Below are 19879 nucleotides of genomic sequence, written 5' to 3'. Positions count from 1 at the left end.
GGTACACCGCGGCGCGCCCCTGCCGCACGATGAGGCGATGGACGGCCCGCCGGTTCCCTACCCCTTCGGGGACGCCGTGGCGCTGCGGCTCCACCCGCGGTTCGCGGAGCTTCGGAAGTCCGGGGCGCCGGTCCGCGTCACGATGCCCTACGGCGGGGATGCCTGGCTGGTGACGCGCTACGAACAGACGCGGTTCGTGCTGTCGGACCCGCGGTTCTCCCGCGCCGCCGCGGCCGGGGCGGATGTGCCGCGCGGGCGGCCCGGCTTCGAACCGGCGGGCAACCTGCTGGCCATGGACCCGCCGGAGCACCACCGCATCCGGGCGCTCGTCGGCACGGCGTTCACCGCCCGGCGGGTGGAGCTGCTGCGGCCCCGGATCCAGGAGATCGTCGACACGCTCCTCGACGGCATCGGGCCGCCCGCGGACTTCGCCTCGGCGGTCGCGTGGGAGCTGCCCGTCCTGGTGATCGGCGAGCTGCTCGGTGTTCCGCCGGGCGAGCGGCGGATGGTGCGCGAGTGCACCGAAACGCTGGTCGCCTCGGGCGGGACCGTGACCCCCGCGGACGTCGTGGAAGCCCGTGGGAAGCTGGCGGGCGCGCTGCACACCCTGATCGCGCAGCGCCGGGAAGCGCCCACCGGCGACCTGCTGACCGCGCTCGTCGCGGCCCGCGACGAGGAAGACCGCCTGACGGACAACGAACTGCTCATGCTCGGCGTGGCGCTGCTGGCCGGTGGCCACGAGACCACGGCGAACCTCATCGGCAGCATGCTGGTCGAGCTGCTGGCCGACCGCGAACGGTGGACGACCCTCGTCGCCCGTCCCGAGCTGGTCCCGGCGGCGGTGGAGGAGCTGCTGCGGTTCGTGCCGCTGGCGACGGTCGCGGACTTCGCCCGGATCGCCCGGGAGGACCTGGAGATCGGCGGCCAGGCCATCCGGGCCGGCGACGCGGTCCTGGTCCAGCTGGACTCGGCCAACCGCGACGAATCTGTGTTCCCGTCGGCCGGGGACCTGGACTTCGGCCGGAAGGTCAACCACCACCTCGCGTTCGGCTTCGGCGTGCACCACTGCGTCGGCGCGCCGCTGGCGAGGCTGGAGCTGCGTGTCCTGCTCTCGACGCTGGTTCGCCGCCTGCCGGGCCTGCGCCTCGCGATTTCCGCCGACGACGTCGAGTGGCGCCGGGACGGGTTGCTGCGCGGGGTCTCGAGCCTGCCCGTCACCTGGTGACGCCCCGGCGCTCCAGGAAGTAGCGGGCCAGCTCGGTGACGGTGGGCCGGTCGAAGACGACGGTGGCGGGCAGGTCGATGCCCGACAACCCGGTGAGCCGGGTGCGCAGCTCGATCACGGTGAGCGAATCGAACCCGAGCTCCGGGAACGGGCGGTCGTCGGCGATCACGGCGGGGTCCGGGTGCCCCAGGACCGCGGCGACCTCCGCGCGCAACAGCTCGCGCAGCTCCGGCTCGGCCGGGTTCTCCGGCCAGGTCTGACGCGCCGGGGCCGAGCGCGCGGCCGAAGCACCGGTCGGCGGCGCCATCGACGCCGCCGGGTCGAACCGGACCGGCACCAGCACCGGTTCGGCCGAGCCGAGCGCCGCGTCGAACAGCGCCAGGCCCTGCTCGGCCGTCAGCCCCTCGACGCCGGACGCGTGGATCCGCCGCCGGGCGGTGGCCGAGATCCGGTCGCCGAGCCCGGTGCCGAGCTCCCACAGCCCCCACGCCAGCGACAACGCGGGCAGCCCGGCCGCGCGGCGGCGGCACGCCACGGCGTCCAGCAGCCGGTTCGCGGCCGCGTAGTTCGCCTGCCCGGCCTTGCCGAACACGCCGGCGATCGAGGAGAACAGGACGAAGGCCGTCAGCGGCAGGTGCCGGGTCACCTCGTCGAGGACCAGTGCCGCGTCCGCCTTGGGGCGCAGCACGACGTCCAGGCGCTCCGGCGTCTGGGCCGCCAGCACCCCGTCGTCGATCACGGCCGCGCTGTGCACGACCGCCGTCAACGGCGGATCGCAGCTGCCGACCAGCCGCACCACGGTGGCCCGGTCCGCGATGTCGGCCGCGACGATCCGCGCGTCCGCCCCGAGGTCCCGCAGGGAGGCCAGCAGTTCCCCGGCGCCGGGCGCCGCCGGTCCGCTCCGGCTCACCAGCAGGAGGTGCCGGACGCCGTGCGCGGTGACGAGGTGCCGGGCCAGCACGGCGCCGAGCGCGCCCGTCCCGCCGGTGATCAGCACCGTCCCGCCCGGGTCGATCGGCTGCGCCGGCGCCGGGGCGGCGCGGGTGATCCGCAGGACGTGCGGCACGCCGTCGCGGACGGCGATCTGCGGCTCCGCGCTGCCGCCGGCGAGGTCCGCCACCCGCGTCACCGGGAACCCCGGCTCGAGGTCGACCAGGCCGATCCGGCCCGGGTACTCCGCCGCGGCCGCGCAGCCCAGTCCCCACGCCGCCGCGGCGGCCGGGTCGGGATCGGGGCCGGTCGCGTTGCGGGTGACCAGGAGCAGCCGGTCGCCGCTGCCTTGCCAGTCGTGGAGCACGGAAAGCGCGTGCCCGGCCGCCGCGCGCACGTCACCCGGAGCGATTTCGACGGTCCGCACCGGTTCCGAGGCCGCCACCGGCGGCATCGGAATCCACTGTGGACGGTAAAGCATCGTGTCGGGCGCCGCCATCGGCCGGGTCGTCAGCGTTTCGATGCCGGCCGTCGGGTTCCCGGCTTCGTCGTACAGCGTGACGCGGACCGCGCCGACGCCGAGGCGGACGCCGTGCACCCGGGCCCGCCGCGCCCCGGGCGCGTAGACCTCGACACCGCTCCAGAGGAACGGCACCCGCTGCCCGGCCGCCGGCCCCTCGGCCAGCGCGGTCGCGTGCACGGCCGCGTCCAGCAGGACCGGGTGCACTTCGAACCGGCCCCCGACGTCCGGCGGCAGCTCGACCTCGGCGAAGAACTCCTCACCGCGCAGCCACAACCGGTCCACCGCCCGGAAAGCGGGCCCGTAGGCGTGCGCGCGGTAGGCCTCGGTGACGTCGGCTTCCCCGGCCCCGGCCGGCGGCCACTCCCCCGTCCAAGCGGGCGGGAGCGGGCCGCGCGGGCGCAGCTTCCCCCCGGCGTGCCTGCGCCAGTGCTTCTCGTCGCGGGCCCGGGCGTAGACGTCGATCCTCGGTTCGTCCACGACGACCTGGACGTGGACGTCCTCGGTGTCCAGGCGCAGCGGGGCTTCGATCGCCAGTTCCTCGATGCCCGCGCCGCCGGCGTGCAGGGCCAGCTCGGCGAACAGCGTCCCGGGGACCAGCACGGATCCGCCGACGACGTGGTCGGCGAGCCACCGGTGGCGGCGGACGCCGAGCGAGCCGCCGTGCACCACCCGCGGCGAGTCGGGCGCTTCCAGCGGCGGACCGAGCACGGCGTGGTCGCCGCCGGTCTGCTCCGGGGACGGCTGGTCCAGCCAGTACCGGGTGCGCTTGAACGGGTACGTGGGCAACGGTGTGATCCGCGCGCCCGAGCCGGCGAACACCGCGGGCCAGGCGACCCGGACGCCGGCCGTGTGCACCGCGCCCGCCGCGGCCAGCACCCCGGGGCCCGACATCGTGGCCGGCGCGGTCGGCAGGACGTCGGCGGTCAACCGGGCGAGCACCGGCGCCGGGCCGATCTCGAGGCCGACTGACGGGCCCGGCGCCGCCGCCGTGGCCAGCGCGTCGGCGAACCGCACGGTCGAGCGGGCGTGCCGCCGCCAGTGGCCCGGCTCGATCTCCTCGACCGGTTCGCCGGTCACGCACGAGACGAGCGGGAGGGTGGGCCGGTGGTGCTTCAGCCCGGCCGCGACCTCGTGGAACTCGTCGAGCATCGGGTCCAGCAGCGGCGAATGGAAGGCGTGGCTGACGCGCAGGAGCGTCCCGCCGCCGAAGCGGCCGGCGAGCGCCGTCGTCGCGGCCCTCTCCCCGGAGAGCACCACCGAACGCGGCCCGTTGACCGCGGCGACGGCCACGGTGTCCCCCACGGGCTCATCACTCATGAGCAGAGCCACGTCCGCCTCGGTGGCCTCGACGGCGATCATCACCCCGCCGCCGGGCAACGCGGCCATGAGCCGGCCGCGTGCCGCCACGAGCGTTGCCGCGTCCCCGAGCGACAACACGCCGGCGACGTGCGCGGCGGTGATCTCGCCGATCGAATGGCCCAGCAGGACGTCGGGGCACAGGCCCCACGACTCGAACAACCGGTACTGCGCGACGCCGAAGGCGAACAGCGCGGCCTGCGCGTGGTCGGTGCGGTCCAGTGCTTCCCCGCCGGTGAAGGCGACTTCGCGCACGCCACCGCCCAAGGCTTCGCACGCCTCGTCGAAGGCGTCGGCGAACACCGGGAACCGCTCGGCGAGCTCCCGGCCCATCCCCGCCCGCTGCGCGCCCTGCCCACCGAACAGCACGGCCAGCCGGGTTCCACTTCGGACGGTCCGGCCACGCGCGCGCCCGTCGGCGACGGCGCGCAGGGCCGCCCGGTTCGCCGCGGGCACCAGCACGCGGTGCGCGAGCGGCGTCCGCCGGGCCAGGGTGTAAGCGACGTCGACAGTGTCAGGGGCTTCGGCCAGACCGGCCGCGACGAGCCGGAGCGCGTCGCCGTCCGCGGCGCTGAGCAGCCAGGGCGCCGCGGGGAACGGCCGCCGGGCCGGGGATTCCGGCCGCGGTGCCTCCTCGACGATCACGTGCGCGTTGGTGCCGCCGATCCCGAAGGCCGACACCCCGGCCCGGCGGACCCGCTCCGTGTGCGGCCACGGCCGGGCTTCCGCCAGCAGCTGCACCTCGCCGGACGCCCAGTCGACGTGCGGGCTCGGCTCGTCCGCGTGCAGCGACGCCGGCAGTTGCTCGTGCTGCAACGCCGACACCACCTTGATCACCCCCGCGATCCCGGCGGCGGCCTGGGTGTGGCCGATGTTCGACTTCACCGAGCCCAGCCAGAGCGGCTCCCGGCGCGGGCCACGCCCGTACGCCGCCATCAGCGCGTCCGCCTCGATCGGGTCGCCCAGCGGCGTTCCCGTCCCGTGGCCTTCGACGGCGTCGACGTCCGCCGCGGTCAGCCCCGCGTCCGCGAGCGCCGCCGCGATCAGCGCCTGCTGGGCGCGTCCGCTGGGCGCGGTCAGGCCGTTCGACGCGCCGTCGGAGTTCACCGCGGTGCCGCTCAGCACGGCCAGCACCGGGTGCCCGTGCCGCTGGGCGTCGGACAGCCGTTCCAGCAGGATCACCCCGGCGCCCTCCGACCACGCCGTGCCGTCCGCGCCGGCCGCGTAGGACCGGCAGCGGCCGTCCGGGGAGAGGCCGCGCTGCCGGCTGAAGGCCAGGAAGGTCCGCGGGGTGGCCATCACCGTGGACCCGCCGGCGACCGCGAGCGAACACTCCCCCGCGCGCAGCGCCCTCACGGCCAGGTGCAGCGCGACCAGCGACGACGAGCAGGCCGTGTCGACCGTAAGAGCGGGCCCGGTGAGCCCGAAGGTGTAGGAGAGCCGGCCCGAGGCCACCGCGTGCGAGGAGCCGATGCCCAGCCACGCCTCGAGTTCGTGGGAGGTGGTGAACCGGCTCGCGTAGTCCTCGTTCATGACGCCGACGAACACGCCCGTGGCACTGCCGCGCAGCGTCGCGACGTCGATGCCGGCCCGCTCGAACGCCTCCCAGGACGTTTCCAGCAGCAGCCGCTGCTGCGGGTCGGTCGCCAGCGCCTCCCGCGGCGAGATGCCGAACATCCCGGCGTCGAAGTCCGCGAAACCGTCCAGGAACCCGCCGCGGCGGGTCACCGAATGCCCGAGCCGGTCCGGATCCGGGTCGTACAGCCCCGCCACGTCCCAGCCGCGGTCGGCGGGGAACTCGCCGGTCGCGTCCACCCGGTCCGCCACGAGCCGCCACAGGTCCTCCGGCGAGCGCACCCCGCCGGGGAACCGGCACGCCATCGCCACGACGGCGATCGGTTCCGCGGACGGCGCCGGGCTCGCGCGCGGCGGCTCCGCCGGGCTCGCGCGCGGCGGCTCCGCCGGGCTCGCCGAGCCCAGGCGCGTCAGCTCGGCGATCACCGCGCCCGGCGTGGGGAAGTCGTAGATCAGCGAGTGCGGGACGGGCACGCCGGTCAGCGCGGTGATCCGGTGCCGGAACTGCACACCGGCCAAGGAGGACAAGCCGAGGTCGGTGAAGGGCCGGTCCCGCCACCCGTCGCCGCCGTCGTGCCCGCAGAGGGCCGTCAGCTCGGCCCGCACCACCGCGGCGAGGTCCGGCTGCTCCGGCGCGCTCGCCATCGCGTGCCGCTTCGGTTTGCCCGACGCCGTCCGCGGGATCGCGTCGACTTCGAGGTAGGCCACCGGCACCTTGTGCAGCGAGAGCCGGCTGAGGCAGAGGCGGCGCAGCTCCTCGGCGTCGAAGCCGTCCGGCCCGGCGACCACGAACGCCACCGGCACCTGCCCGACGACGTCGTCGGGCCGGCCGGTGACGAGGACCTCCCGCACCGAAGGGGACTCCTCCAGCACGGCCTCGATCTCGGTGGGGTGGACGTTCTGGCCCCCGCACACGAGCACGTCGTCGACCCGGCCGTCCAGCACCAGCCGGCCGCCTTCGAACCGGCCGGCGTCACCGGTGCGGTACCAGCCGTCCCGCAGCGCCGGCTCGGTCTGCCCGTGGTAGCCCAGCATCAGGCCCGGGCCGCGGACGAGCACCTCCCCCGCGTCGATCCGGACCTCCATGCCGGGCACCGGGACCAGTCCCGGTTCGCCGGGGCGTTCCACCGCGACCTTCCCGCCCGTCTCGGTGCTCCCGTAGCCGTCGACGAGGGGCAGGCCGAACAGCTCCCGGACCGCGGCGCGGGTCGCCGGCGTGCACGGCGCGCCGCCGGTCAGGCACAGCCGCGGCGAGACGACCGGGCCGTCGGCCTCCTGGCGGAGCCGGAGGTAGGTGGCCGGCACCCCGGCGAGCACGCAACCCGGGTACCGGGCGAGCAGCTCCGGTGAGCAGCCGTCGGCGAGCCGGGTGTGGGCGCCGAGCGCGATCGTGGTGGTGAAGGCGAGCGACAGGGCATAGGCGTGGTGGAGCGGCAGCGGCCACACCACGGTGTCCCCGGCCTCGATCCCGAACACGGGGACGTAACAGGCGGCGGTCGACCACAGCACCGCGCGCTGCGAAAGGAGAACGCCCTTCGGCCGTCCGGTGGTGCCGGAGGTGTAGAGCAGCCAAGCGGGTTCGTCCGGCCCGAGGTCGTCCCGCGGCGGTCCCGCCGCCGGCGGCGGCTCCTCGACGTAGAGAGCCCGCAGGTCCGGCCGCAGCCGCTGGGCCAGCTCGGCGTGCCGGGCCTCGGTGATCAGGAGCGTCGCCCCCGAGTCGTCGGCGAAGTGGGCGAGCTCGGCCTCGGTCGAGCGCACGCTCACCGGCACGCCGACGGCCGCCGCCCGCAGCACCGCCAGCAGCGACACGACGAACTCGACGCGGTTGCCGACGTGGATCAGCACGCGATCGCCGCGGGACACGCCGAGCGCCGCGGCGAGGTCCGCACTGGCGCGGGCCAGCTCACCGTAGGTCAGCGTCCGCTGCCCGTCGGAGAAAGCCGGGCGTTCGGCGGGGTGCGCGGACAACGACGTCAGCAGCGGCCTGAGGAACTCGGCCCGGATTTCTTCCACTGCTCCGGGTATACCGCAATCACCGCGGCGGCGTCGGCGGGGTGGTGCCGGTCCGTTCGTCGCCGTAGCTCAGCCAGGTCCCGATCGGAGGACGCTGCCCGACGCCCGGGCGGCGGTAGTCGCACACGCCGCCGGGGAACGCCGCCCGCAGCCGCTGCCGGTCCGCGGCGGTGAAGGTGACCGGGTAGTCGCGGAAGTCCAGCGGCTTGAGCCGGCACTTCAGCACGTCGAGGGCCAGGCCCTCCCCCGCGACCATCCGGGTGTTGGCCGCCACCGGGTACTGCGCGCCGCACTGGCCGCTCGCGGGGTACGTCAGCTTCTCGGTGATCCGCGACGCGGCCGAGAGGTAGCACCCGTCGCCGAGATCGCCCGGCCGGTTCGCCAGCACCTTCTGCTGACGGCTGCGGTGCGAACGGTCGGCGTCGATCGCGGTCAGCCAGCGGTCCATCGCGTCGAGCTCGTAGGCACTGGCCGCCCCCGCTTCGGCCGCGGTGGCGTGGTTTTCGATGATGACCTGGTTGCCCGCGGTGTCGTTGGCCCGCAGAAGCCGTTGCCGCATGACGTAAGACCACTCGGTGGTGTGGATGTCGTTGCCGAACCCGGCGAAGTCGAGATCGGTCCGCTGGTCGATGATCGGTGTTTCCCGCAGGCCTTGCGACGCGGAGTTCACGAGGTCGTCGGCGTACACCGCGTCAAGCGCCTTCGGGTCGGCCGCGATCCGTTGCGGCACGGGCGTTCCGGTGTAGTCGAGGCCCCCGATGGCGGCGTTGAGGTCGGCGAACTGCGCGGCGGTGATCGTCCCGGCTTTCAGCGCGCTCAGGCCGTACTGCACGCCGGTGGTGTCCAGCGGGCTGCGCACGAACCCGGTCTTCGGGTCCCGCCCGAGCTGGTTGACCAGCTGCTCGTTGGAGTTGCACTTCACCCCGCGCGGGTTGGTGACCGGATCCCACCGCGCCGCGACCGGGATGGCCGCGTTGCAGCTGCCGGTCGCGGTGGCGCGGCTGGCGAAGGTCTTGTCCCAGGAGACGCAGGTGTCGTAGCTGCCGAAGCCCGCCACGGCCTGCTTCTGCGCCGCGGTGAACGACGCGCCCGGCCCGGCGAAGTACCGCTCCAGCAAGCGGCAGTCCGACACCGGGCCGCCGGTGCTCAGCGGGTCCGGGAACGAGACGCCGGGGATGATGCCGTCGACGATGCCGGGGTAGTTCTCCGCGATGTCGTACTGCTGGATCGCGCCGCCCGAGCCACCCCAGCCGATCGTGTGCGCGACCGGGCCGTAGGTCTCGACGAAGTGTTCCTTGACCATCATCGCCGCCTCGGCCGAGATGATCGGGCTGCAGTTGTTGTCGAGCACGTTCAGGGTCGACGACGCCACCGCGTAGCCCCGAGCCAGGAACAGGTCGTTGACGACCCCGCCGGTCGAGCTGCCCTGGTGGTAGCCCGCGTTGCAGCCGCCGCCGAAGGTGTAGACCAGCTTCCCGTTCCAGCCGCCTTCCGGCGCGACGGGCGACGGCGCGCCGTCATACAGCGCCGCCATCTCGTAGACGGCGCGGTCGATCGTGCCGCGTTCGACGCGGACCACGTACGGCACCGCGTGCCCGCCGACCGTCGCCGTCGCGAGGTCCGCGGGCCGGGCCGCCGGATCCGCCAGCGGCGCGAACGCCCCGGCGGTCGTCCGATACTGGTAGCTCACCTGGGTCGGCGCGCCACAGAACGGCTGCGACGCGGCGGGCAGGCCGAACGCCGGGGTCTCGCAGTAGAACGGGAGCTGCTGCGCGCCGGAGAAGACGGGCCCGGTGATCGGGTGGTTGGTGACGCGCAGGTGCGCCCACCGACCCGGGCTCGTCCGGGCGCTCAGGTCGTTGGCGCCGTCACGCAGGCCGGTGACCAGGCCGAGCAGGCTGCCGTCCGGCTGGGCGTGGAAGCTCGAGGTGACGTCGTGTCCGTTGGCGCTGACGGTGACCCGCTTTTCCGCCGGGACGATCCTGACCAGGACCTGTCCCCCGCTGACGAGCGCGGGCCGCGGGTTCGACACGGTCTCGATCGTCAGCTGGCGCCCGGGCGGAAAACCGGGAGCGGCCACCGCGGTCGCGGTCCCCAGCAGGAGCACGGGCGCGGTCAGGGCCGCGACCAGGGTGGACGAGCGCACAGCACGGTTGGCCACCAGACACTCCGGTCGTTCGTGGCATCGCGTCGGTGCGACACCGGGCTGCTGCCGGTATAGCACCTGCGGCCCGCCCGGAACAACGGCCGGTTCCCCCGCCGCATCCGGTGCTGAAGGCGTTCGAGACGGTGCCTACGCGTTCATTCCCGGTACCGGAGTGTGCGGGGGTCGAGGGCCGCACGCAGGCGGAGGCGCGGGCCGCGAGCGGCCAGGCCGCGCCGGACCGTGCGGACCGCGGCCCACGCCTCGGGACCCGCTTGCGCGCCGGGGACATCGCCGGACCACAGCACCTGATCCACGGTGCCACCGAGTGCGTGCAAGCCGTCCACTATGGACGGATTGCCGAGCCGCCGGGCGGCCGCCGCCAGGTCACGAGCCGTCATCCCCGCCGTCCACGGAACACTGTGGTCGCGGAGGCGGTCGCGGACCTCGAGCCAGGCACCGAGCACCGCACCGGCACCCGCCCTGCGCCGTCGACGCCACGAACGCAGGAACTTGGCCACCGGCACCCCCACGAGCCAAGCCGGCAGGAACGCCGCCGGCCCGGCGAGTACCCAGAGCACCGGGAACGACCGGTCGCCGGTGTGCGCACCACCCGCGTCGCCGGAACTCCTGACGGGGGCGACCGGGGCGTCGTGCTGCTGCGCCGCCGGCGGCAGCTGGGCCCGCGCCTGGGCGGTGACCTCGGAAAGGCCGGCGGGGCCACCGGCACCGCCGAGGCGGGTGGTGCCGGTCGGATCCAGCGGCACCCAGCCGGCCCCGGCGACCGCCACCTCGGGCCAGGCCAGGACATCGCCGTTGCGGACGGTGTAGCCCCCGCCCGCGGCCGGCCCGGCCGGGCTGCGGAAGCCGACGACCAGGCGGGCCGGGATGCCGACGATCCGCGCCAGTGCGACGTACGCGGCCGCGAACTGCTCGCTCGTGCCGCGCCGCGTCTCGATCAGGAACTTCCGCAGCTGCGGCCAGCCGTGGCCGCTCGGCAGGCCGGGGCCCGCCGCGGTGTGGTACCCCTCGCGGAAGAACCGTTCCAGCGTGAGCGCCGCCTGGAAACCGGGGTGCAGGCCGCCGGCCGCGGCCCGCGCCATCGCCTCGACGTCCGCGGGCGGCTCGCCGATCGCGCCGAGCCCGCCCGGGGCCCGCTGGTCGATGGCGGCGGCCGCGAGGTCGGCGACCGGGACCTGCGGTTCCCACCAGCTCAGCCGGTACTCGCCGGCGGGGCGCGGCAGCCACAGCGAGCCCTGCGACTCCTCGACCAGCGGGTCGGCGCCGCTGACCGCGGCAGGCCAGGTCTGGCTCGGCAGCCACGGCCCGTCGAGGTCGCCGAGCCGGATCGTCGCCGTCCGTTCCTGGGAAGGCACGCTCACCAACGGGCTCCGCGGCAACTGCGCGCCGAGCCGCCGGTAGTGGCCGCCCGGTGTCCAGTTGACTCCGTCGAAGGTCTCGAGCACGACCAGCGGCCACCGGTCGGGACGCGCGTCGCCGTGGACGGAGAACAGCGGCACGTCGGGGTGCTGCAGCCGGTCGGCGATGTCGTCCAACGGCCCGGTCACGCGCCCGCTCACCTGCGCCGGCTGGTCCTGCTTCAGCGAAAACGCCGGCCCCGGCGCGGGAAGCAGCATCCCGGCCGCGGCCGCCGCGCCGAGCCCGAGGACCACCACCGGCACCCCCGACGCGAACGCCGGTGCTCTCCGGCGGCGCCGGCTCGCCGGCTTCTCCGCGCCCGGACGGCTCAGGGCGAGCAACGCTCCCACGACCGCCGCGTACCCGAGCCCGGCGGCGACGGCCGCGAGTCCGGACAGCGCAACGTAGAGCTGGCTCACGACGACCACCGCGAAACTCGGGATCAGCGCCACCATCGGCTTCCGGGCGCGCAGCACCAGTTCGGTTCCGAGCACCCCGGCCGCCAGGGCCAGCAACGGGACAAACAGCAGCTGGTCCGGCGACGGCCGCGCCGGCCAGGTGGATTGCAGGGTCAGCTGCCAGGAGTCGGTGACCCCGGACGCCAGCGCGGAGACCGTCTCACCGGTGGGCAGCCCGGCCGCGGTCGTCGGAAAGAGCACGGTCTCGATGACCGCGAGCAGGCCGGCCAGGAGGAGCAGCAGCGGGCGCCACGCGGTCAGCGCCTCGGTGCGCCCGCACAGCCGGGCGACCACGAACAGCACCGCGGCGGGGACCAGGAGCGGTGCGAGCAACGGCGCCACCCCGAACACCGGCACGAAGAACAGGCCCGCGACGACGGTGGCGAGCAGCACGCACAGTGCGGTGGACCGGCCGGGCATCAGACCACCTCGTTCCACCGGCGCACGGCGCTCGCGGCGCTTTCGGCGCTGAGCACCCGCGCGCCGGAAATCACCGGCGGGACGCCGCCGGAACCCAGGTCCAGGACGAAAACCGACGAATACCGCGCGCGCAGCCCGGCGAGGCCACCGAGCGTGCCGGGCCCGCCCGCTCCCGACGTCACGACCGCCAGGCAGCCACCCCGGTGCCGGACGGCGGCCAGCGCGCCCGGCACGAGCGCCTGCTCGGCGCCGGCGTCCTGGCGCACCTGGCACAGCTCGTCGAGCAGTTGCCGGACCGCGAGCGGGCCGCCGGAAGTCGCGAGGTCGGCACCGCCCGAGGTCACCAGCCTGCTGTGGTGCCCGGCCGTGGCGGCCGCGGCGAGCAGTGACGCCGCGAGGTCGACGGCTTCCTCGAAGACGGCCGGTGGCAACGCGTTGCCTCGGGTGTCGAGCAGCAGGGTGAAGCGCGGCTGCTCCGGGTCGGCGTAGTCGCGGACCATCATCCGGCCGGTCCGCGCGGTCGCCTTCCAGTGCAGGTGCCGGACTTCGTCGCCGGGCTGGTACTCGCGGACGTCGCGCAGGTCCAGCGAGCCCCGCAACGAGTCGTCGGTGGTGGCGCCGTCGTGGTGGTGCCGGGGGAAGCCGCCGGTCCGGGCGCGCGCCGGGTACGTGCGCGGATACACCCACAGCGTCGCCGTTTCGCCCGCCGGGTGCCGGTTGCGGGCGAGCCCGAAGGGATCGGCGCGCAGCAGCGTCAGCGGCCCGACGGCCATCGGCCCGCGGGTCCCGGTCGGAAGCTCGTACTGGTACGTCGCTTCCGCCCCCTCGGGCAGCGCGCGCACCTGGACCGACCGGGTACTCCCGCCGGCGTGGTCCCACGCGGCGAAGCCCGGCTGGGGCCGGCCGGCGAGATTGCGGACCCGCAGCTTCGCCAGGGCCGGCCGGCCGCGCTCGACGCGGTCCGGGTAGACGACCCGGGACACCGCGACCCGCATCCCGCGGGCGGTGACCGCGACGGCGGCCAGCAGGGCGCCGAGCCCGGTCGCGCCGAGCACGCGCAACAGCGGGTATCCCGCCCACTCCGCCACCGCGACCAGCAGCACGGACACCCCGAGGACGGCGGCCCCGCGCGGGGTCGGCCGCACGGTCAGCGGCCCGCGTGGTGCATCGCCGGTGCCGGTGTCCCGGCCAGGACGTCGGCCACGACGTCGGCGGCGCCGAGCCGGCCGAGCTCGGCCTCGGTGGTGAGCACCAGCCGGTGCGCGAAGACCGGCACGGCCACGTCCTTGAGGTCGTCCGGCGTGACGAACCCCCGGCCTTCGGTGGCGGCCATGGCCTGCGCGGCGCGCACCAGCGCGATGCTCCCGCGCGGGCTCACCCCGAACCGCACCGCGGCGTGTTCGCGGGTCGCCCCGGCGAGCCGTGCCGCGTACTCGACGACCGCCCGGTCGAGGTGGGAAGCCCGTACCTCGGCGATCGCGTCGAGCAGCATCGGGACGTCGACGACGGCCGGGAGGTCGTCGGGTGACACGCCCGCGCAGTCGCTCATGATCACCATGACCTCGGCGTCCAGATCCGGGTACCCGACGGACAGGCGCATCAGGAACCGGTCGAGCTGGGCCTCGGGCAGCCGGTAGGTGCCCTCCATCTCGATCGGGTTCTGGGTGGCGATGACGAGGAAGGGCCGCGGTACGTCGTGGGAAACGGCGTCGGCGGTGACCCGCCGCTCGGACATCACCTCCAGCAGCGCGGACTGCGTTTTGGGGGTGCCGCGGTTGATTTCGTCGGCCACGACGATGTTCGAGAACACCCCGCCGGGGTGGAAGGCGAACCGCTCGTCCTTCTGGTGGTACACGGTCACGCCGGTGATGTCGCCGGGAAGCAGGTCCGGCGTGAACTGGATCCGGCTCCAGCTGCCGCCGATGCTGCGCGCCAGGCACCGCGCGAGGGTCGTCTTGCCGAGGCCGGGCACGTCCTCGATCAGCAGGTGCCCCTCGGCGAACAGCGCGGCGACGGCGAGCCGGACCACCTCGGGCTTACCGCGGATCACCCCCTGGATGTTCCGTGCGATCAACGCATAGGCCTCGCCGGCCCTCGACTCACCCATGGTGACTCCCCACCTCGTCGAACCGCACGCACCAGCCCTCTTGTCCGAGGTACGGATCCGGGCGACCGTAGCCCCGGTAGCCCGGGACCGGTCCCGAGGAGACACCGCTGTCATCGAAACCTCAGGTTCCGGGTGCGACGGTGGCGGCGGAACGACCCGACTGTCGGATTGGCGAGGCAAATGTTCATGCACAGCAGCGAAAAGACCAGAATTCGTAGCGCGGTCGCGGGGACTCTACTCGCCGGCCTGGCGCTGGCCGGATGTGGCGCCGAGGAGTCCCCGGCCGCTCCGGCCGCGAAGTCGAGCCCGCCGGTTCGCGCTCCTTCGACCGCACCGGTGGCACCCCGCCCGATCGACATCTTCTGGACCTATCGGGTCGACACGCTGTCCGCGACCATGGGTACGGCCTGCTCGGGCCACCCGGCGCCGACCGACACCGCCTGCGGGCAGCAACTCGACGCGATTCGCCAGGCCGCGGACGGGTTCCAGGCCGCGCTCGCCAAGTCGATTCCCGGCAAGGACTTTCCGAAGATCCGGGAGGCGGCGGACCAGGCTTGGTCCGACAGGTGGTGAACGGTCCTTTCGCTCCTTGACGCGAAACACAGTTCGGCCTCGTTCTTGCCGGGCTTCTTGCCGGGCGCGCCCCGTTCACCACCTACGCGCGTGGTTCAGGACTGCTTCACCGTGCCGGGACAACTCGCCGATCCTCATGCTCAGCAGCTACGCCCGCGTGACCGGCTTCTCCGGGAATCCTGCTCTGCACCGCGACTTCCGGGACCGGCCACGGCCGGCGCACTTCGAGCACGGTCCAGCAGTGCCGCGCCGGAGCAGCACGGTCCCTCCGGCGCGGCACCGGCGATGATCACTTCACACGAGGTCTGAGGGTTATGACCTTGAACAGGCTGCGGGCGTTGCGCTGGTTGCGGAAGTCCCAGCCCCCCTCGATCCCTTTCTTGCCGGTCTTCAGGTCGAAGTCCTGGACCCGGTACCACGTCCCGTCGGGAGCCCGCCGCTCCAGCACGAGATCCGGTTTGGTCTTCCTGGCTTTCCCACGCGCTGTGCCGTCGGGCACTGCTTCCCCGTTGATATTGAAGGGAACTTCAACACGAAAGCGGTATTCATCGGCGAACTCGCCGAGTATTTCCGCCGCGTCCCGCATCACCGAATCCTCGAAAATGATGTGCTGCTGCGTACCCGCATTGGCCTTGCGCATGACCCCAAGCTTCTTACGCAGCTCGTGTTCCTTGTCTTTCAGCCGCTGCAGCCTTTTCGGATCACCTTTTCCAGCCTTGACCTTGACCTCTTCCGCTTGTCGCAAGGGGATCAAGGCATCAGCCTCTTTCTCGATCCTGGCTTGGTTCGCGAGCTGGCCGGCAGTGAAGCCAGGCCCGTTCAAGTAGTCTTCCCGTGCGCCGTCTGCACGTTTCTGCAATTCCGGCACAACCCGCAGGACGACAGGAACCGCCTCGGCCGCCCGGTCGTGATTCCGCCGTGTCCATGTGTTCTGCGCCTGATGCTCCCGGAGATACGCCCCAATGGCCGGATCCACCAGGTTCTGCCTGTCATCGACCGGCCCAGGGCCGCCATAAGACCAGACCGGCGAAGCGAACCGGGCTCGCGGAATGTCGGTGATCGAGGGCCCGAGCAGAGTGGGCAGCGGCACCAGTGCCGGCCGTGCGATCACCTCCTCGATCGCAAGATCGTTCGATTCCGACTGCACCACGGGAGCAGGCAAGCCTGGCGAGGTTGGCTCGGTCGGCACGCCCCAAGGCGTGAGCCGCGGATCGGGCAGGTCCCAGTCACCAGGTTCCGGGCTTCCCGGGGCAGACGGTTCAGTCGGCACGCCTCGCGGCGCGAGCAGCGGATCGGGACGGCCCCAGTTGTCCGGGACCGGATCCCCCGGCCCCCTCGGCCCCTTCGGCACAGCCCACGGCGCGAGCTGCGGGTCCAGACCGCGCCTGGCTCCCGGGATCGGCTCCGCCGGACGTTCACCCCGGCCCGGCGCGGGGTAGCGGCCCGCAAATGGGGGTATCCGCGGCTCGGCCGTGCCCGGGAACGGCGGCGCATCCGACGTCCGGGCCCCTGGCGCCCCAGGCTGCGGCGAGCGTAGCTTCGGCGGCGGTTCCGCGTCGCCCCTGTCATCCGCCGACATCTCGGCCATCACCCCGGTGCCGGCGACACCGGCCACCAGCGGAGCCGCCTTCCCATAAGCCGGGCCACCGCCTGGCCGGGTCGGACCGTTGCCCCCCACCCGGCCGCCCGTCCCCCCGGCGTGGAGAGCCCGGCCCGCGCCCTGCTCTGCCCTGCCGACTCCGACCGGTGCGGGCCTGGACAGCACACCGGCGCCCCCACCGGGCGTGCCCTTCGCTGCGGCCGCCGCCACTTCCTCGACACTTGCCAACCCCGACGGCGCCGACGTGATACCCGGTCCAGGGACCGCACGAGCGCCTGCTGCCACCGGGACCCTCGCGCCTTCCGCCACGCCGGCCGCGCCTTGCCCGGCCGCGTTCGCGCGGCTGATCAGGTTGGAGGCATCGGTGACCTCCCCGAGCGCCCTGCTGCCCTTCACGGCTGCGCCGGCCGCAACCGCGCCTTTCAGCGCGCCGAGCACCTTCGTGCTGGCGCCAGGGCGTGCGGCGGCCGTGCCAGATGCGGTGGAACGTGCTACCTCGACACCTGGACCGGGACGCGTTGGCGTAATGGCCGGAGCGGGATGCAGTGCGGCCGTATTCGGCCTGCCGACATGGGGCGCCACCTTGGGCGAGGGCCGACCGGCGCCGCGACCACCCACCAGCGAGGCCACCGCATACCCGAGAGCGTAGTCGGGATGAGCGGCAACGTCCTTGACAGTTTCACCGATCCCGTCGGCGACGTCCTGGGCCGCGCCACCCGGGTCGGCGGTGACCTTTTTCACGCCATCCTGGAGCGATTTCTCCATCTCGGCACGGGGTTCCGGCTGGTCCAGAGCACCGAGAAAACGCACCGAGTCGGTCACCGCACCGACCACCCCCGCACCTATCTGCTTCGCGCGGGCGCCGGCCAGGCGGAAGTCGTAGCCCGGATCGTCGAGCCACCGGGGCCGCGGCCCCACCTTCGCGACCTCGTCGCTGGCTTTCGTGTCCTGCGCCCACTTCGCAACGCCCTCGAAAGCCTCATCGAGGCTGCCGTCGATGTCTTCCAGCGTCTGGCTGAACTGATTCGTCCCGCTGGGCGTGCCTTTGTTCACGGCCGATGGCGCCACCGCATCAGTACGCATCCGGACGGCCGCGCCGTCATCGTCGGGTTGCGTACGATTCGCCGCACGCTGCGAATACTCCGCCCCCACCTTTGCAGCCGCGACCGCCAGCTGCGCACCCTTCCCGCCCGGCACGAGAGACGCCACATCGGACAGCGCCTCCCTCCCATCGAGCTTGTCCACGCCGAACTGCTTGTTCCTCTTGTCCGTCCCGTCCCGCGAGCTCTCGTTCTTCCGCTTGGCCTCCGACTTGCCGTTCCGGTTGCCGCTCTTCTTGTCGTTGTTCGACTTCGCCGAATCGACGGCCTTCGGCTGCGGCATCATCGGCAGGGGATCCTGCTCAGCCTCCGGACCAGGGGTGGCTTGCAGGAGCGGTTGCAGAACGGCCCCGACACCACCGTCATCGTCGGGTTGCGTACGATTCGCCGCACGCTGCGAATACTCCGCCCCCACCATTGCGGCCTTCCCGCCCGGCACGAGAGACGCGTCGCTGGACGACGCCTCCCTCCCATCGACCTTGTCCTCGCCGGACGGCTTGTTCCTCTGGTCCGTCCCGTCCCGGGAGCTCTCGCTCTTCGGCCTGTCGTCCGACTTGTCGTTCCGGTTGTCGCCCTTCTGTTTGTCGCCGTTCCGATTGTCGCTCTTCTTGTCGGTGTTCGACTTCGCCGAATCGACGACCTTCTTGACCGAATCCGCGGTTTTCAGCAATCCGAAGCCGGGGAGCTCCTTCGCGGCCTCCCTCGGCGACGGCTTGGCAGGTGCCTGGTTACCTCCGTCCACCTCCTGCCGCTTGCCACTGGAAGTCGACTTGCTCCCGGCACTCTTGGCGGTTTCCTTTTTCACGCCCCCGTTGCTCACCGGCGGCGGCGAACCACGCTCCGAGCGTGCGTGCGAAACTCCATCGGCGTCCACCGGCATCGGCGCGGCGTGTGCTGTTGCGCAGCCGAACATGCCGAAGGCCACGGTCAGCAAACCGCCCGAAAGCGAATACAGCACCGCGCGTCGCAGATCGATCCCCGGACTCAGCACCTCGCCGACGGTCGCTTCTCGCCACACCGCACGGGTTACCGGAAGGAGGTACTGGCCCGCAGGAGCCTGCGGGAGCACCGGCGCTCCCGTTCGTCGATTTCGCGTAGTGCACGGCAGTATTACGTTATTCACCCGCAACCCTCCTTGAACGGTCGTGGATTTCCTCGGCCAGCGAACTGCCCATCAGGCCGCCGAAGATGCCCGCCGCGACGCCGGCGGCCAGGCCGAGCGGCGACGTGGCGAGCGCGCCGGCGACGACGCCGAACACCAGGGAGCCCGACACGCCACCGATTCCCGTCACCGCGCCGAGGGCGAGCGGCGCCCTCGGCTCGAGCGGCGGCAGGTAGTACGTCTCGGAAATCTCCTCGCCGCGGTCCCGCTCCTCGACCGGTGCCTTCTGCCCGAGCCACACCTGCTCCGGGATCACGATGTAGTAAGCGTCGTCGAGCGCCGGCTCTTCGGCCAATGCCGTGCTCATGACGTCACCACGCGGTGGCGGAGACGGTGCCGTTGGTCGCCGTCGCGGTCGAGGACGCGGACACGCCTCCGGACGTGACGGAGGCGGTCTTCGAGACCACCTTGCCGTGCTTGTTCTGAGTCCGCTTCACCCGCACGGGCGCGTCGTCGCACGGTCGCTTCCCGGTCTTGAGGCCGTCGCGGATCCTCTTGAGGTCCGCCTTCGTCTTGCCGAGCGTGTCCTTGGCCTGGTGGAGCGCCTTGCCCGCCTCGTCGAAGGTCTTTTCCGCGTCCCGGACGGCCTGGTGCGCGACGCCGACCGCCTTGACGGCTTCGTCGAGCCCCTGATCGGTCGTGGCGGCCGGGCTCGGCCGGACCTCCGGCGTCTTGACGGCCGGCGCGGAGGCCTGGGCCGCGGCCCGCACGATGTACCGGGTGGTCGACGCGTCGACCGTCTTCTGCGCCACCGACGAGCGGGGCCGCGACGGCGACTTGGCGTGTTTCGCGGCCGGCGGCTTCGGCAGGATCGGCCGCGCCGCCGCGACGGCCGGGCGGTGCGGCGCCGCGGGCACCACGTGCCGCGGCGGCTCCGGCTGCTTCGGCCCGTCGACCGTGTGCTGCGGGGCGGCGATCCTGGCCGGCGGAGCGGCGACGGCGGGAGGAGCCTGCTGCGGAACCGCGGCCGCCTGAGGTGCGGCCGGGACCGGCTTCACGTCGTGGTTTTCCTGGCCGTCTTCGGCGAGTGCGCTCGCCGTCGATGCCCCGATCGCCGCGGTGGCGAGACCCGCCACCCCGTAAACGGCCGCCCGCTTGAGATTCCGCTTCATTCCCTCACCTCGCTGGTCATCGGCGACCGGTCGCCGCCACGCCGCAACAATCCCCCGGGGAGGTCCAGCACGAATACATCAGCGATACATCCGCGGCCGATTCCCCGCGCAATCCGCCGTTGTGGCGCGCCGATGGCCACAACCTGCCACGCGGGGCGCGCCG

Annotated in this window: 10 protein-coding genes; 2 read left to right on the top strand and 8 right to left on the bottom strand. The window is 73.4% G+C overall.

The annotated features are described in order from the left end of the window. Nucleotides 1-37: 37 nt before the first annotated feature. Entirely contained in the window at nucleotides 38-1225 is a 1188-nt protein-coding gene (locus AB0F52_RS11505) for a cytochrome P450 (RefSeq protein WP_360168026.1), read from the top strand. Here AB0F52_RS11505 and AB0F52_RS11500 read toward each other — a convergent pair. The 5 genes from AB0F52_RS11500 to AB0F52_RS11480 form a co-directional block, all read right to left on the bottom strand. After that, nucleotides 1215-7622, bottom strand: coding sequence for a type I polyketide synthase (locus AB0F52_RS11500; RefSeq protein ID WP_360168023.1), 6408 nt, complete (start codon nucleotides 7620-7622; stop codon nucleotides 1215-1217). The genes AB0F52_RS11505 and AB0F52_RS11500 overlap by 11 nt on opposite strands. A gap of 19 nt (nucleotides 7623-7641) precedes the next feature. Next, nucleotides 7642-9783, bottom strand: coding sequence for a DUF6351 family protein (locus AB0F52_RS11495; RefSeq protein ID WP_360168020.1), 2142 nt, complete (start codon nucleotides 9781-9783; stop codon nucleotides 7642-7644). A gap of 140 nt (nucleotides 9784-9923) precedes the next feature. Next, entirely contained in the window at nucleotides 9924-12062 is a 2139-nt protein-coding gene (locus AB0F52_RS11490; protein WP_360168017.1) for a transglutaminaseTgpA domain-containing protein, read from the bottom strand. Further along, nucleotides 12062-13207 carry a DUF58 domain-containing protein gene (locus tag AB0F52_RS11485; RefSeq protein ID WP_360168014.1) on the bottom strand — a complete coding sequence of 382 codons (1146 nt, stop codon included), beginning with the start codon at nucleotides 13205-13207 and terminating at the stop codon, nucleotides 12062-12064. The genes AB0F52_RS11490 and AB0F52_RS11485 overlap by 1 nt, the downstream gene beginning before the upstream one ends. Before the next feature lie 2 nt (nucleotides 13208-13209). Further along, nucleotides 13210-14169 carry a MoxR family ATPase gene (locus tag AB0F52_RS11480; RefSeq protein ID WP_360168011.1) on the bottom strand — a complete coding sequence of 320 codons (960 nt, stop codon included), beginning with the start codon at nucleotides 14167-14169 and terminating at the stop codon, nucleotides 13210-13212. Nucleotides 14170-14355: 186 nt separating this feature from the next. Between AB0F52_RS11480 and AB0F52_RS11475 the strand changes: the two genes are divergently transcribed. After that, complete coding sequence (locus AB0F52_RS11475; RefSeq protein WP_360168008.1) at nucleotides 14356-14742, top strand: hypothetical protein; 387 nt, start codon at nucleotides 14356-14358, stop codon at nucleotides 14740-14742. Nucleotides 14743-15031: 289 nt separating this feature from the next. On the opposite strand, the gene AB0F52_RS11470 is transcribed toward AB0F52_RS11475, so the two are convergent. From AB0F52_RS11470 to AB0F52_RS11460, 3 genes are read right to left on the bottom strand one after another with little or no spacing between them, the layout of a single operon-like run. Further along, the gene (locus tag AB0F52_RS11470; protein ID WP_360168005.1) at nucleotides 15032-18511 is read right to left on the bottom strand and encodes a hypothetical protein; all 3480 of its coding nucleotides are present in this window, start codon (nucleotides 18509-18511) and stop codon (nucleotides 15032-15034) included. A gap of 46 nt (nucleotides 18512-18557) precedes the next feature. Beyond that, a complete protein-coding gene (locus AB0F52_RS11465) occupies nucleotides 18558-18911 on the bottom strand; it encodes a hypothetical protein (protein ID WP_360168002.1) in 354 nt (117 codons plus the stop codon). A gap of 4 nt (nucleotides 18912-18915) precedes the next feature. Beyond that, the gene (locus AB0F52_RS11460) at nucleotides 18916-19716 is read right to left on the bottom strand and encodes a hypothetical protein (RefSeq protein WP_360167999.1); all 801 of its coding nucleotides are present in this window, start codon (nucleotides 19714-19716) and stop codon (nucleotides 18916-18918) included. Nucleotides 19717-19879: the final 163 nt, after the last annotated feature.

Origin of the sequence: Amycolatopsis sp. NPDC024027 (assembly GCF_040638975.1) — a bacterium.
In the GTDB taxonomy this organism is placed as follows: Bacteria; Actinomycetota; Actinomycetes; order Mycobacteriales; family Pseudonocardiaceae; genus Amycolatopsis.
The sequence above is the reverse complement of the archived record's forward strand: the minus strand, read 5'-3'. Positions and strand labels throughout refer to the sequence as shown.

Coding starts and splice junctions, on each gene's coding strand:
- AB0F52_RS11505 (WP_360168026.1), top strand. CDS start 38: ATGGACGGCCCGCCGGTTCCCTACCCCTTCGGGGACGCCGTGGCGCTG.
- AB0F52_RS11490 (WP_360168017.1), bottom strand. CDS start 12,062: ATGCCCGGCCGGTCCACCGCACTGTGCGTGCTGCTCGCCACCGTCGTC.
- AB0F52_RS11480 (WP_360168011.1), bottom strand. CDS start 14,169: ATGGGTGAGTCGAGGGCCGGCGAGGCCTATGCGTTGATCGCACGGAAC.
- AB0F52_RS11475 (WP_360168008.1), top strand. CDS start 14,356: ATGCACAGCAGCGAAAAGACCAGAATTCGTAGCGCGGTCGCGGGGACT.
- AB0F52_RS11465 (WP_360168002.1), bottom strand. CDS start 18,911: ATGAGCACGGCATTGGCCGAAGAGCCGGCGCTCGACGACGCTTACTAC.
- AB0F52_RS11460 (WP_360167999.1), bottom strand. CDS start 19,716: ATGAAGCGGAATCTCAAGCGGGCGGCCGTTTACGGGGTGGCGGGTCTC.